The following is a 13,572-nucleotide window of genomic DNA, read 5'->3' as shown; positions in this document are numbered from 1 at the left end:
GGGTCAAGGGTGGCCGCAGGCCATCACGAAGTGACGCGCAGCGCCCTTGATGCGGCCCGAAGGCGGGCGCAGAGTGAAGCGCAGGGTCGGCTGCGCGCAGATGCCGACCGGGGCGCGGACCCCTGTTGCCGGTGGCTAGATTTGAGCGGTAATCAGATGCTTCCACTGACCGCGCGCCCCTCCAACGTGTGTGCTTCCGACACTTACCCTCTGTTCATGCGGACGGATATCGGAGAAGATGGACTGCGCGATTGGTTGAGACGGTGGTGGAATACGGGGCTAAACCGCAGCCTGGCATTCTACTGGATGGGTGCCATTGCGTTAATGGTCGTCTCCGGTTTGCTGTGGAGGTGGACCGCCAGTGGGTCCTTCCTGCGCGACTATGTAGGGCCGACCCTCCTTGGTTCTGGTGTGACCGCCGTGGCGGCTTTTGCGTCGCTCTTGGTTATCGCGAATAAGGAGATGCAGGAGCGCCGCGAACTGAATCGCCTGCAGGATGCTCCCGCGACGTCGCGGCCCAGCCTGTCCCTTGGTCACTTATCGATCGAAGATATACGCGTAGTTGCGGCCGGCGATGAGTTGGAGAGGCGCATGAGGTTCCGCGTGCTGAGTCCTGGCGGAGATGACCTACCTCGCAGGGCCGATCCTCCGGAGTGGTTTCGCATCGAAACAGACCTGCTTCCCCGCTTGCAGCAGCGTGCCCAAGAACGACGACAAGTGTTCTTCGATGACGAAAAGCTCGATCTCCTCGACGCTGTGCGGAGCCGCGATCTGGAGGACGGTCGTCCCGTTACTGTCTATGAATTGAGTGTGGGTGCCACGACGTACTTCCGATTCGCCGGCATGTCCAACGCACTCGACGAGGACGTGAGCGAACTTTTCGAAAACACCCACACACTTCGTGAGCGATGGGGCCACGAGCCGCTGGCTCTGGAGCATGTCTCGTCGCTTCCTGCTCCTGCCGCGATGGGTTGCGGTGTCGTGGTTGTCACCAATGACAACCAGATCGTGCTCTTGGAGAGGGCTTCGACGTATATCGGCGGACCGCTTCCGGGTGATCGGCGGACCAAGGTCCACATCGTCGCGGAAGGAATGATCCCAGCCGACGTGCGCGCGGGTGGCTCTCCACTAAGGGCGGCGGCTCTGCGTGCTTTAGACGAGGAGCTCGGTATTGACGTTGTCGAATCGGGCAATGAACCGTTGAGCGGCCTCAAGTTGGTGGGGATGTTCTTCGACACCGGTAGGTGGCAACCGTGCTTTGTTTGGCTTGCTCGCTTGTCGGTCTCGCTCGACGAGCTCGCGACAATGCAGAGCGTTGCGAGCGATGGTTGGGAGGCCGCGAGTCTCTTCGGTACCCCGTTCGACATTCGCGCCGATCGGACGCGCGCACTGCTCCTGAATCAGCATCACACTCTCGTGGCTGCCACGAATCACGCCCGCGCGTGCCTAATTCTGGCTCTCATTGCTAACCAAGGCCTCGTCCAGTGTCGAGCGGCTCTCTCTTGGGGGTCCGGGCGTGGTAGGCGTCGAAACGGCCCCGGATTTCGGATGAGTGAGGAGGGTCCCGGGCCCGAAATGAGGGAGGGGAGCGACGTATCCCTGGGACGTCGGTGATCAAGCCGGTTGCGGCTCGGGCTCTCGCCAGGCTGGGAGCGGTGGCGCTTGGGACGCAGGGCGCTACCGCTGGTTGTCGCGGGGTGCGGTGGGGTGCGCGCAGGGCGCGAAGCGCTCGGAGCGCGGGGTCCCACCGCGGGGTCCCGCGCCGCGGCGGAGCCGCGGCCTTGAACCAGTAAGGAAACTTCTCACGACAGTCGCTTCCGGTTTGTCGGTTCTGCCTAGACTCGGCGCATGACTCAGAGCACGGACGGGCGGGACGCCACCGACGCAGAGGATGACGAAGCGCTGCCAGACGAGCTTGTCGACGAGGCAAATGAAGATGACAAGCTCAGGCCTGAGGACCTTCAGGGGCTGGTCCTCTACTCCTTGGACTGGAGTGTGCAGTCCATTCTCGAACGCATCGGTGACACGTTCGATGTCAACCCGAGCTTCCAGCGCCGCGACGCGTGGTCGCCGAGCCGCAAGAGCTCCTACATAGAGTCCGTCATCTTGGGTCTGCCGATTCCGCAGATCGTCCTAGCGGAGGATCCCGAGCGGAAGGGCCGGTTTATAGTCTTGGACGGTAAGCAGCGACTGGTCACTCTCAAGCAGTTCGCATCGCCGAACGAGCACTTCCCAAGCTTCAAGCTTCGCGGGTTGCAGTTTGCGGATGGCTTGGAGGGGATGACGTTTGCTGACATGACCTCGTCGCTGATGGCACGAGACTACGCCGAGAACTTCTTGGCGCAGCCCATCAGGACCGTGGTTGTGCGCAACTGGGGCCAAGCCGCGGTGCTGTATGAGGTCTTCATTCGTCTGAACCAAAATAGTCTGCCCCTGTCGCCACAGGAGCTGCGTCAAGCCCTGTTCCCAACGCCGTTCACCTTTTGGATCAACAAGAAGTCCGCGGAAAGCGTCCTGATCCATCAAGCCCGACGGGCGAAGCGCGAGGACTTCCGAATGCGCGATGCGGAGATGCTGCTCCGATTCGTTGCATGGAAAGAGGGGATCGCCACCTATAGAGGGAATCTCCGGCAATTTCTGGATGATGCATGCGTGCGTGGCGACGATAACTGGAAGAGGCGGGGACCCGAACACTACGAAATTCTTGGGGCGCTCTGTGAACAAGCGATCGCTAGAACATTTATGGTCTTTGGGGATGACGCGTTCTTGCGTTTTGAAAAGGGCTCCTACAACCGGCGCTTCAATATTGCCGTATTTGACCTGATGTCTGTCGTCCTGAGCGACGACGCCGTGACCGACGAGTTGATTCAAACGCACGCGCGAGAGATTCGCGGCGCATATGAGGATCTGTGTAGCAACGATGAGGAGTTTCAGTCCAGCATCACTGCAACGACGAAGTCCATTGACTCGGTGAGTGGGCGCTTCCTGACCTTTGCCGGGCGCATTGAAGAGATTCTCGGCGTCAATTTGCAGTTGAGGGCCGGGGTTGAGCAACTGGCTAACGCAAGGAGTTAGTGTTGCCCTCGACGCTTTGGGTCGGCATGAGCGATCGAATCAGTAGTTACAGGTCATACTTCATCACCGACAAGGAAGACCTCGACTGCGGGCCAGAAGAGCATGCCAAGGCAATCGCGTTTCGGATATTGTCAAGTGCGGCAATGGAAGAATACGTCGAGGAGCGTTGCAAGCAAGCGGCCCGCGACGGAATGGAAAGGCTCAAGAAGGGGTTGCCTACCTCTACGGGGAGAGCTCTCGTGATTTGGGGCGTTAGTCGAAACACGCCTGGCGTTATCCCAATCCACGAGGCAGATGTCGGGTCATATTTCTCTGAATATGATTCGATACTTGATTCCTATTTGACATCCGTTTCGGGAAGTCACGGCCTCAACTCCAAGGACCTCGCCCGCCTCGTTAATCCAGTTGGGTTGCGCCAACATCAGGTCCCCTCGGGTTTAGCGGATAAGGTTCAGTCGTTGGCTGATCGACGCGACCCGGTTGTCCATGTGTCGATCACGCGAGCTCGCAGTCACTTTGCGCCGAGCGTCGAGGTCAAGCAGGTCGAGGACATCGTGGGTCTGCTCGAGCAGCTTGACGACGCCCTCCAAGTAGCAGTCGAGACCTTCCCTCTAAACCCGTAGTGGCGTGCCTTCCAGGACTACGGGAGTCGGATGGACCCCAGCTGGCGCCATTTCCTGATGTGTTGCTGCGCGGCCTCTCGGGCATCGCGCCGTGAAAGTCCGCGGTCGCGCATCTGCTTGGTTACGACCTTGGGAAAAAGTCGTTCCCACTCTTCCTCGAATCCAGTTGGCGGAAGTTCGATAAGCACACGCTTAGAGCCTTGTGTGGTACTCATCCGGTCACCCGGTTTTCCGTGACCTAGATACATGCTTCGAGCCCGGAGGACTTGGTCGACGAGACCCGCGTGGTGCGGCAACTCGAAGATCACGACCATGCTCATTTCGATTGGTCGCGCGAACTCAAGTACTAGGCCGAGTGTGGAGTCCTTTCCTAAAATGGATGCCCACTGAGAGTCGCAATCTCCTGGGGGAAGGTGCTCATGTACACGCAGCAACTCCGCGACCTGCGGGTGGTCGTCAAGATCAACCATCACGACTGGAATCAGGCGTCCACCGCCTACGTTGTGATGGGCAACTGCTCCGTCTGCTACCACGGGAAGAACAGCATCGGCGTGGAGCCTCTTCTTCTCGGTCTTCATTCCGCCGCCTCCGTGGGAACCTCGTCAATGCGCTCCTGAACCATTTCCGTCGAGACTGTGAGTTTGTTTAGAAACGTGTCGGTAAGTTCGACGCGCAAACGCTCGACGCTACGCGCAGCAAGAACCTCGTTTGCTATGCGAAATTTGACTGCGCCAACACTCGATTGGTTCGCAGCAATTGCGACCGGAAGTTTCATCACGGCTGCCTCGGAATCTTCGGGCAGTCCATCGCGTGCGGCACGCACCTTCAGTATCAAACCCTTTCCCTCGACTTCGTAGTCCAAAAGGAGTTCTGCGTCGCTGATCGAATTCGCCGTGTCTGCAGGGTTCCGAATAATTAGTTCAAAGAGATAGTCGCGATAAACGGGCCCGATTAGACATATTCCCTTGAGGTACTCAATCTTAAGCCCAGGTTGTTTGCGCAGGTCCTGGGCCTTTGAGAGGTTCAGAGAGGACCTAGATGTCCTCAAACTGCGCCAGCCGACCAACCCAGCGGTTATCGCCACGAAGAGTCCAATGGCGGAAATGGCAAGCTTTGGGTCGCTAACTACTTCATTGACCCATGACCCGTGACTGTGGCCAGCCGGCGCCACAAGGGTCACGTCCGGTCCCCCATGGTGGAGCGCGGAAGCAGGTTTCGTCCGTCGTGGCTTCTGACTGTAGGTCGTCCGGCGTGGGAACCAAGCGCGTCGCGGATGCGCGTGGAGTATGCAGGCGTCATCAGGCCGTCAATCTCGCTCAATGGCACCCATCGGACGGCGAAAGCCTCTGCGGTATCCGACTGCGGCTCTGTGGCGCTCCGGGCTGCGAAGACTAGGGCGACGATGCCACCAGCCATGTTCTTGTATACGCCGGTTAGTGGTCCGACTTGGATCTCCGCCCCCGTTTCCTCGCGAACCTCGCGGCGGAGGCCGTCCTCGATTGTCTCCTCTAGTTCGAGCACGCCTCCAGGTGGCTCCCAGCGGCCATTGTCGCGGCGCTTGATCAATAGGACGTTCTCTCCGGAGTCGTCGAAGATCGCCGCCGCAACGCTCACGGAGTGGCGTGGGCTATCGCTCATCGGTTCCTCCTCATCTGTCAGAGTGTATGCAGTACAGACGTCTGGAGGAGTGATGTTGGAACTCGGCCAGGTCGACAAGACCTCGGACAAGCCTGCCTTCAAGCAGATCGCCGAAGAGGTGCGCGCGGCGGTCACCACCGGCCGACTTGAGCCCGGCGACAGGGTTCCTTCTGAGTCTCAGCTCATGGAGCACTTCGGTGTAGCGCGCATGACCGTTCGTCAGGCTCTGGCCGACCTGCGCGCTGAGGGGCTATTGGTTGCCGAGCACGGCCGGGGCGTCTTCGTAAGAGAGCGGCCCGTTGTGCGGCGCGTCGCATCTGATCGCTTTGCTCGGCGGCATCGTGAAGACGGTCAAGCGGCGTTTCTTGCTGAGGCGGACGGCGTCGGCGTCCCTTCGGTGGATCAGCTTGCGGTGGGCGCGGAGCCGGCCTCCCCCGCGATCCGTGAAGTTCTTGCCTTGCCCGTGCGAGCGAAAGTCGTGGCTCGTCGACGGCGCTACCTGATGGACGGGCGGCCCGTGGAGCTGGCGGAGTCCTTCGTTCCACAGGTCATCGCAGGCGGGACGAAGATCGCTGAGAGCGACACGGGCCCCGGTGGTATCTATGCGCGCCTCGAGGAGCTGGGGCATCAACTCGCTGAGTTCTCCGAGGAGGTGGCGGCGCGTATGCCCACCCCCGAGGAGCGTCGCCGGCTGCAGCTGCCCGCTGGAACGCCGGTTTTGACGGTGCGTCGTATCGCGTACGACACGGCGGGGACACCCGTGGAGATGACGGACACGGTTAAGGCGGCGCCTAGTTACGTCTTGGAGTACCGCTTCCCGGCCAATTGAGACCGCTTCCTTGCTCATCTAGAGGAGTGTGCTTTACTGCTCGTGGTAGATAACTGCTCTAGGCAAGTAGAGGAGAATGCAGTGGCGATCAAGCAGCGGATGCCGGTTCGGTTCGAGGACGTCTTCCCGGCGGGGGCGTTCTTTCGTGGAGAGGTGACGGCTGTCGAGGACTTCGACCTGATCCAGCGGGCGAAGGCCGAGGGCAGGGAGCCGGGGGACGTTCAGGTCCGAGACAAGGAGACGGGTCTGCGGGTCTGGGAGTTCCGGGTGGTCGACCTGGACGAGGAGGCGCCGAAGGGTCAGGGCGACATCGTCGTGAAGATCGCGTCCGAGCAGCAGCCGGTGCCCCCGCCGCGGGTCGACGGCCTGCCGATGCGGCCAGTCGAGCTGGTAGGGCTGACCCTGACGGGCTGGATCGATGACCGGGGGAGCCGGGCGAAGCTGGCGTGGTCCTTCCGTGCAGAGGGCATGCGTGCCCCCGGTGCAAAGCAGTCGACCGGCTCGACGGGCAAGCCGCCCTCGTCGGGTTCTGACAAGGATGCCGCGTGATGCGCCCGGTTGAGGCGGTGGCGTGGGCGGACGCGTTCGACGTCGACGTGAAGGACCTGCCCGCCGTGCTGAACCACGAGGTGGCCCGGGTCGACGGCGTCCGTACCGAGCTGGCGAAGCTCGTCCGGGAGTTCGCCGGCGCCCCCGACGACGAGGTGCGCCAGGGCATGTTCCGGGCGTACTCCTCACTCGGTGCGGCCGAGTCGCGGGTCATGGCGGTTGCCGCGGACGCACGCCGGACGCCGTAGGAGTCTGCGATGAGTTCGCCCAAGGGACCAATGTTCGGCAGCGACGAGCCGATCCCGATGCTGCTAGAAGCGGTGGTGCTGCTGGTCGGGTTCGCGGTCCGTTCCGTGTTTCGGCTGATTCGGTTCGCGATCCGTCGGCCCCGCGTCGCCTCGGCCGCCGCAGCGGTGGTGGCGCTGGACCGGTACGCCGGTCACATCGCGGTGCTGACGCTCTTCGGAGTGCTCGTCGTCGGGCTGGGGGTGTGGCGGATGGCGCGGCCGGATTCATACTCTGTTCGCATCCGTCCACGGCTCCGTGCGGCATGGGTGCGGGCGACGTACCCGCGCAAGTGGCGTGGCATCGCCTCCCGGGTCGGGCTCGTCGTCCACGACAACACCGGCTCTGACGCCCGCTGGGTCCACGGTGCGCTGAAGGACGTGAAGGTCACGCCCGCAGGGGTCGTGCGGCTGCGGATCGTCATCCCGACCGGGCTCACCCTGGACGACTACACCCGCAGGGCCGACGCGTTGGCCGTGGCGTTCGAGGTCCGCGAGGCACGAGTGACCCGGGCCGGCACGGGATCGGTCTGGGTCGAGCTGCACCGCACCGATGTCCTCAAAGCCACCATCGCCCCGCTACCGACCCCGCCTGGAGACCAGGTGGACCTCGCCGGGGTCCCGGTCGGACGTCACGAGGACGGAACACCGTGGCAGTTCAACCTGCACGGCACCCACGTCCTCATCGCGGGCGCGACCGGGGCAGGCAAGGGCTCCGTGCTGTGGTCGCTCCTGCGCGGCCTGGCCCCGGCCATCAACGACGGCTGGGTCCAGGTGTGGGCCATCGACCCCAAAGGCGGCATGGAACTCCGACCCGGCCTGCCGCTGTTCTCTCGGTTCGAGGACTCCACCCCGGAGGCCATGTGCGACCTCCTCGAGGACCTCGTCGCGGTGATGGACCGCCGTGCCAAGACCCTCGCGTCCCGAGGGGTGCGCAAGCACGAGCCGTGGGTGCGGGACCCGCACATCCTCGCGGTGATCGACGAGCTGGCCACGCTTACTGCGTTCGCCGAACGCGACACCGTCCGCCGGATCGACCGGGCCCTCGGACTTCTGCTGACCAAGGGGCGAGCCGTGGGGATCACGGTGCTGGCGGCGGTGCAGGACCCGGGCAAGGACGTCGTTGGCTGGCGCGACCTGTTCCCGACCCGGGTCGCGATGCGCCTGGACAACCCGATCCAGGTCGATATGGTCCTCGGCGAAGGAGCCCGCGACGTGGGTGCCACGGCCGACCACATCAGCGAACTCACTCCCGGGGTCGCGTTCGTTCGGGTCGAGGGCACTCGCGCCATCCGCCGCGTGCGCGCCTCGTACCTGACCGACGAAGACATCGCCGACCTAGCCCGCACCGTCACCGCATCACCGGCCCTGTCGGCCCCGCGACCGCCGAAGCCGGTCGACCCGCTCGACGCGTTCAACCCCGACCGGGCCCCAGCTCCACCCGAGCCCGCTGCGCCAGCGGCATCCCCAGCACCCCCGAGGCAGCGGAAGCCACGCAAGCCACGGGCCCGCGCAGCCGCATCGACCACGTCGACTACCCACGGGGAGGAGACCTCATGAACGGCACCAAGGCGACCACCGAAGCTGTCCTCGCCGCCCGACCGGACCTGCGACACACGCTGGCCCGCATCGGGCAGGAGGGCAAGTGCGTCGCGTCATCACACCCGCAGGCATGGTTCGTCAGCGGCTCCGGCTACTTCAACGCCAGGAACCGAGCCCGCACCCTCTGTGACGGGTGCCCAGTGCTGGCCGAGTGCCGCGACTACGCCCTCGCGGCTGGGGAGGAGTACGGCGTCTGGGGTGGCCTGTGCGAGGTCGACCGGGCCGTCCTGCGACAGGGCGCCACCGCAAGGGAGCGGGACCTGCTCAAGACCCGCCAGCACCCCTTCGACCTGTTCACCCTCCAGGACGCGGGCTGAGGCTCCACCCATGACCGTCGTCGACGCCGCCACCACTCCGAACCGGTTCGCCGGGTACGGAGACGAGGCAGCGCTCGACCTCGACCTGGACTCACCCGCCGTCGCCGCGCAGGTGGTCAAGCGGCTGCTGTCGCCGGACTTCGAGAACTTCAGCGACCAGTTGTCCCGGGTGGGGTTCTGCGCCAACCCGATCCACCTCACCGGCTCCTCGACCACGCTCGACGCCCGTACCGGTGAGGTCATGTCGACCTACTGCTCCGACCAGGAGCCCGGCGGAGCCACGCTGATCCGCTGCGGCAACCGCCGCGCGTCGGAATGCCTGTCCTGCTCGCGGATCTACGCCGCGGACATGTTCCATCTCATCCGCGCCGGGGTAGCCGGCGGCAAAGGTGTCCCCGACACGATCAGCGAGAACCCGTTGGTGTTCGCCACCCTGACAGCGCCCTCGTTCGGGCACGTCCACGGCACCCGCGACAACCACCGCCGCTGCCGCCCACGCGCCAAAAACCCGCGCTGCCCCCACGGTCGCCCCACGACCTGCATGGCCGTCCACGACGACGAGGACCCGCAGCTGGGGCAGCCCCTGTGCTGGGAGTGCTACGACTACGCCTCCCACGTCGTGTGGCAGTGGTGGGCCCCGGAGCTATGGCGACGCTTCACCATCGCGCTACGCCGCGCACTGGCCCAGCACCTCAGCATCCGCGAGACCAAGCTCAGTACCCGGGCGTCGCTGCAGTACGCCAAGGTCGGGGAGTACCAGCGCGGGGGCTCATCCACTTCCACGCCCTCATCCGCCTCGACGGCCCCAAGGTCGACGGGGCCTTCGGGCCCGCACCCGTCGACGTCGACGCCGACCAGTTGGCCGACCTCATCCGCGACGCTGCAGCGTCCGTCCGGTTCACCGCCGCACCCGTGTCCGACGGAGACGTCGAACGGGTCCTGGCGTTCGGAGCCCAGGTCGACGCCCGCCACGTCCGCACCGGCCACCGCACCGACGACCCCGGCCAGCACCTCGCACCCGAGCAGGTCGCCGGCTACCTCGCCAAGTACTCGACCAAGTCCGCCACCGACACCACCGACCACGGCAACGCCCACCTGCGCCGCATCAAGACCGTCGTCGACGAGTTCGCCCGCGCCGTCGAGGACCAGTGGAACCACGCCGGACGCCCCGTCGAACTGCGCGACTGGCCCTACGGCTTGCTAGGGAAATGGGTCCACGACCTCGGGTTCCGCGGCCACTTCGCCTCCAAGTCCCGGCGCTACTCCGTTACCCTCGGCCAGCTCCGCCGCGCCCGCCGCCGCGCGCAGGTCCTCCTCGCCGATGCTCAACGCCGTGGCGACCCGATCGACCTCGCCTCCATGGAAGCCCAGCTCCTCGCCGACGACGACGCCGAAGCCACGCTCATCGTCGGCAGCTGGTCCTTCGCCGGAATCGGCTGGGACACCCCCGGAGACGTCGCCCTCGCCAAGGCGGCCGCGGCCAGGGCTCGTGAGCACGCGCAGTACAAGGCGAAGCGCAAGACAGGAACTTCGAAGTGAGCACAACAGATTCCAAGAGAGGGGAACGGTCATGAGCGTGGAAGTGGAGGGGGTGCAGGCACCGGTCCTGCATACTCCCACGGAGGCGGCCGAGTGGTGCCACATCAGCGTCGGGACGCTGAACCACCTGCGGCTGCACGGTCGGTTCGCACCCGCTGTGAGGATCGGCAAGCGTTGCTTCTGGATGCCGAAGGACCTGCTCGACTGGCTTGAGGCGAACAAGGAGTCGACGTGATCCTCAAGCGCCCCAACGGGAAATGGCGAGTCAAGGTCAAGTTCCGCGGTGTGATCGTGGCAGACCGAACCTTCGAGCGGCGCGGCGATGCCGTTCGTTGGGAGATGGAGCAGAAACGGCTGCTGCAGTCCGGTGAGTTCGTGGCGCCAGCAGCGGGCCGGATCACCGTCCTGGCGCTGACCGGCGTGAGGCTCGGGGAACTCCGCGGCTTGCGCGTTCGGGACGTGGTCGACGTGCCTTATCCGGCGCTGGTGGAGAAGCGTTCGATACCCCAATCGGGTCGTACCAGCGCACCGATCGAACGGGCCACGACGAAGAGTGGCCGGTCACGGCTGGTGCCGCTTTCCGCGCCCATGCAGCCAGTGGTCGCGAGCTGGGTCGAGGGCCGTGAGCCTGATGATCTGCTGTTCCCGGCTCCTGAGGGCGGCTACCTCCGAGCCCAGAACTGGCGACGTGCGGTCCACTGGAACGAGACATCACGGGGACGTCGCCCCCACGACCTCCGCCACACCGCGGCAAGCTTGTGGATCGCGGCAGGGATCGACATCAAGACGGTCTCCGCGTGGCTGGGTCACTCCACCGCGAAGCTGACGCTGGACACCTACGGCCACCTCATGGGGACGGATGCCGACAGGGCTGCTCTGGAGCGGGTCAACCGCGCACTAGGGGGCCTCACGGGGGCCCGAGCCGACGTTTCGGGGAAACAGAGCGGGAGCGACAACGGCAGTGCAAGCCTCTGACCTGCGGTTTCGTAGTTGTGCCCTCGGGCAGATTCGAACTGCCGACACCCGCTTTAGGAGAGCGGTGCTCTATCCCCTGAGCTACGAGGGCGGGGTGTGGTCGGCCTCCCCAAGCCAGGGCTGTGAAGGCCCGGCGCGGTGGAGGACTACCGCAGGCAGCGTATCCGACCCGCAGCCCTGAGCTGGTACGCATGCGTGTGGCTGGCCGCAGCGCTGGCTGCGTCGGCTGAGGCAGTCGCTTCAGCCGCCGCCCTCGATCATCCAGTAGTGGACGAACCGCAGCTGGTCGTCGAGGACCGCGATGTCGATCTCCTCGTCTGCGCCGGGGCACCCTGGGCAGCTCACGGCATACGACACGACGTGGCCACGCTGCAGGATCGCGCCGGTCCGGTGGTACCGGGCGCCCATGCCGTACAGGCTGCGGTTCACCTCGACGATGCGTGCACGGCCTGTGACGGGAGCAGCGCCCGGGCCGGGCTCCTCGTAGACGGCGTCGGGGGCGAAGTAGGACCCGAACGTCGTGAAGTCACCCCTGCCCAGGGCTGCGAGCGCCCCGTCCACGACGGCTTCGACCTTGGGCGAGGCCAGTCCCTGCGGCGGCTCGCGGTGACCGATGGCGTACCCGCCCGCGGCCCCGACGGCCCCCGCCAGCACCGCCGCCGCGACCGGAGCCACCCAACGTCGTGCATGCCCACTGCGCCCCGTCATCGTCCCCACCCCAGTCGTGCCACGGGCAAGCGCCCGTCGCAGCGTCCCCCTGCGGTGACGTCACCAGCATCCGACGGCCGCCGGACGTGCGCGCGTGACCTATGACCCGCGTCCGCGCAGATTGCCGGCAGGGCAGCTCGCGAGGACGGGTGGGCGCACATCACCCGTTCGGTTGAAATGTCCACATCCGTGCTGGTCGGCGGCATGTGCCCACGCATACTGGGCACCGCGTCGCGCGAGCCCTGCCCCTGCCCCCGCTGCGAGCGCCGCACCTCCCCCCACGGCTCAGCTCCCCGAAGGATCGCTCGATGCGCCTGTCGCTCCGCGCACTCGCCGCCGCCCTCGCGCCCGTCGCGCTGGTGGCCGCGGCCTCCGTCGCCGCCCCGCAGGCCGCCAGCGGGGCCACGACCTCGTACAAGCTCGCCTACGCCAGCCTCCCCAACGGCACCAAGCCGGTCCTGCGCTGGAACCCGTGCCAGACCGCCATCACCTGGAAGGTGAACCTCGCCTCGGTGCCGGCTGCCTCGCGCACCACCGTGCTGAACGAGACGAAGTCCGCGGTCGCCCGGATCTCCACGGCGACCCGGATCCGGTTCTCATACAAGGGCACCACCAGCGAGGTGCCGCAGCCGGGCTCGGCCGCCAAGCAGTCCGCCGAGATCATCATCGCGTGGACCACGCCGGCCAAGACCCGCTACTCCCTCACCGGCGCCACTGCCGGCCAGGGCGGCTTCAGCTACGCCTGGGCCTCGCGCTGGGTCAACGGCCGGACCACCTACACGTATGCCGCGCAGCGCGGCTTCGTCGTCCTCGACACCCCGCAGGCGTTCGCGCAGCTGCGCGGCGGCTTCGGGTCGGGGCTGCGGCGCACCAACCTGCTCATGCACGAGCTCGGCCACGTCATGGGGCTGCAGCACGTCAGCGACACGCGCGAGCAGATGTACCCGACGCTGCGCACCACGTCTCCGTACGCGTACGCCACCGGTGACCTGGCCGGCCTGGCCAGGCTCGGTCGTGGCGCGGGCTGCCTGAGCACCACGGGCCTGCCGTACAGGGACCTCAGCTAGCCGCGAGCCGGCCGGTCGGCCGCCAGCGGGCCGATCCCCACCCGATCCCCCCCGAGGCCGACCCCGGCACGCCCCCGAACCCGATGCCCGTCCACCGTCACCCGGTGGGCGGGCGTCGTGCATGTGCCCCGTCGTGACGTCGTGCCGCCCCGTCGTGACGTCGTGCCGCCCCGTGGTGACGCCGTGCCGACCTCGGCCGCAGCCCGCTCGCGTCGCTACCACCGCGATCCGCGCTTTACCATCCCTTTACCTTTACATGGGGTTGCCTTTACCTGAACGGCTGAGTCGGCCGTGCCCCGAGGGCTGATGTGCCGAGGTGGCTCCAGCGACAACCATGGGTGTCGGCTCCTTCGGGGGAAGGAGCCC

At 65.7% G+C, this 13,572-nt stretch carries 14 protein-coding genes, 1 tRNA gene and 1 pseudogene; 12 read left to right on the top strand and 4 right to left on the bottom strand.

Going from position 1 to position 13,572, the window contains the following annotated elements:
- Window positions 1-216: 216 nt before the first annotated feature.
- The 3 genes from RKE38_RS05755 (at window position 217) to RKE38_RS05745 (ending at window position 3,698) form a co-directional block, all read left to right on the top strand.
- The gene (locus tag RKE38_RS05755) at window positions 217-1,614 is read left to right on the top strand and encodes a hypothetical protein (protein WP_316006487.1); all 1,398 of its coding nucleotides are present in this window, start codon (window positions 217-219) and stop codon (window positions 1,612-1,614) included.
- A 234-nt stretch (window positions 1,615-1,848) separates the two neighbouring features.
- Complete coding sequence (locus RKE38_RS05750; protein ID WP_316006486.1) at window positions 1,849-3,075, top strand: DUF262 domain-containing protein; 1,227 nt, start codon at window positions 1,849-1,851, stop codon at window positions 3,073-3,075.
- A gap of 26 nt (window positions 3,076-3,101) precedes the next feature.
- Window positions 3,102-3,698, top strand: coding sequence for a hypothetical protein (locus RKE38_RS05745; protein WP_316006485.1), 597 nt, complete (start codon window positions 3,102-3,104; stop codon window positions 3,696-3,698).
- A gap of 574 nt (window positions 3,699-4,272) precedes the next feature.
- Here RKE38_RS05745 and RKE38_RS05740 read toward each other — a convergent pair.
- Window positions 4,273-4,878: a hypothetical protein gene (locus RKE38_RS05740; protein ID WP_316006484.1), complete on the bottom strand. Its 606-nt coding sequence runs from the start codon at window positions 4,876-4,878 to the stop codon at window positions 4,273-4,275.
- The gene (locus RKE38_RS05735) at window positions 4,875-5,336 is read right to left on the bottom strand and encodes an NUDIX hydrolase (protein WP_316006483.1); all 462 of its coding nucleotides are present in this window, start codon (window positions 5,334-5,336) and stop codon (window positions 4,875-4,877) included. The genes RKE38_RS05740 and RKE38_RS05735 overlap by 4 nt, the downstream gene beginning before the upstream one ends.
- 52 nt (window positions 5,337-5,388) lie before the next feature.
- Here RKE38_RS05735 and RKE38_RS05730 point away from each other — a divergent pair, with 52 nt between their 5' ends.
- The 8 genes and pseudogenes from RKE38_RS05730 (at window position 5,389) to RKE38_RS05695 (ending at window position 11,431) form a co-directional block, all read left to right on the top strand.
- Window positions 5,389-6,165: a GntR family transcriptional regulator gene (locus tag RKE38_RS05730; protein WP_316006482.1), complete on the top strand. Its 777-nt coding sequence runs from the start codon at window positions 5,389-5,391 to the stop codon at window positions 6,163-6,165.
- Between the two features lie 81 nt (window positions 6,166-6,246).
- On the top strand, window positions 6,247-6,714 hold the full coding sequence (locus RKE38_RS05725) for a plasmid replication, integration and excision activator (RefSeq protein WP_316006481.1): 468 nt from the start codon (window positions 6,247-6,249) through the stop codon (window positions 6,712-6,714).
- Window positions 6,711-6,962, top strand: coding sequence for a hypothetical protein (locus RKE38_RS05720; protein WP_316006480.1), 252 nt, complete (start codon window positions 6,711-6,713; stop codon window positions 6,960-6,962). The genes RKE38_RS05725 and RKE38_RS05720 overlap by 4 nt, the downstream gene beginning before the upstream one ends.
- Before the next feature lie 9 nt (window positions 6,963-6,971).
- Window positions 6,972-8,558 (top strand): FtsK/SpoIIIE domain-containing protein, encoded by a 1,587-nt coding sequence (locus tag RKE38_RS05715; RefSeq protein ID WP_316006479.1) that lies wholly within the window; start codon window positions 6,972-6,974, stop codon window positions 8,556-8,558.
- Window positions 8,555-8,917: a WhiB family transcriptional regulator gene (locus tag RKE38_RS05710; protein WP_316006478.1), complete on the top strand. Its 363-nt coding sequence runs from the start codon at window positions 8,555-8,557 to the stop codon at window positions 8,915-8,917. Before RKE38_RS05715 ends, RKE38_RS05710 begins: the two co-directional genes overlap by 4 nt.
- Before the next feature lie 10 nt (window positions 8,918-8,927).
- Window positions 8,928-10,456 (top strand): annotated as a pseudogene (locus tag RKE38_RS05705) (replication initiator).
- Between the two features lie 31 nt (window positions 10,457-10,487).
- Window positions 10,488-10,691 (top strand): helix-turn-helix domain-containing protein, encoded by a 204-nt coding sequence (locus tag RKE38_RS05700; RefSeq protein ID WP_316006476.1) that lies wholly within the window; start codon window positions 10,488-10,490, stop codon window positions 10,689-10,691.
- Window positions 10,688-11,431 (top strand): site-specific integrase, encoded by a 744-nt coding sequence (locus tag RKE38_RS05695; protein ID WP_316006475.1) that lies wholly within the window; start codon window positions 10,688-10,690, stop codon window positions 11,429-11,431. The genes RKE38_RS05700 and RKE38_RS05695 overlap by 4 nt, the downstream gene beginning before the upstream one ends.
- Window positions 11,432-11,449: 18 nt before the next feature.
- Here the strand turns inward: RKE38_RS05695 and RKE38_RS05690 are convergent.
- Window positions 11,450-11,522, bottom strand: a tRNA-Arg gene (locus tag RKE38_RS05690).
- A 149-nt stretch (window positions 11,523-11,671) separates the two neighbouring features.
- Complete coding sequence (locus RKE38_RS05685; protein ID WP_316006474.1) at window positions 11,672-12,106, bottom strand: nuclear transport factor 2 family protein; 435 nt, start codon at window positions 12,104-12,106, stop codon at window positions 11,672-11,674.
- 341 nt (window positions 12,107-12,447) lie between these two features.
- Between RKE38_RS05685 and RKE38_RS05680 the strand changes: the two genes are divergently transcribed.
- A complete protein-coding gene (locus RKE38_RS05680; protein ID WP_316006473.1) occupies window positions 12,448-13,206 on the top strand; it encodes a matrixin family metalloprotease in 759 nt (252 codons plus the stop codon).
- Window positions 13,207-13,572: the final 366 nt, after the last annotated feature.

It is taken from the genome of Phycicoccus sp. M110.8, assembly GCF_032464895.1.
Taxonomy (GTDB): Bacteria; Actinomycetota; Actinomycetes; order Actinomycetales; family Dermatophilaceae; genus Pedococcus.
This window is presented reverse-complemented; position numbering and strand designations above follow the sequence as displayed.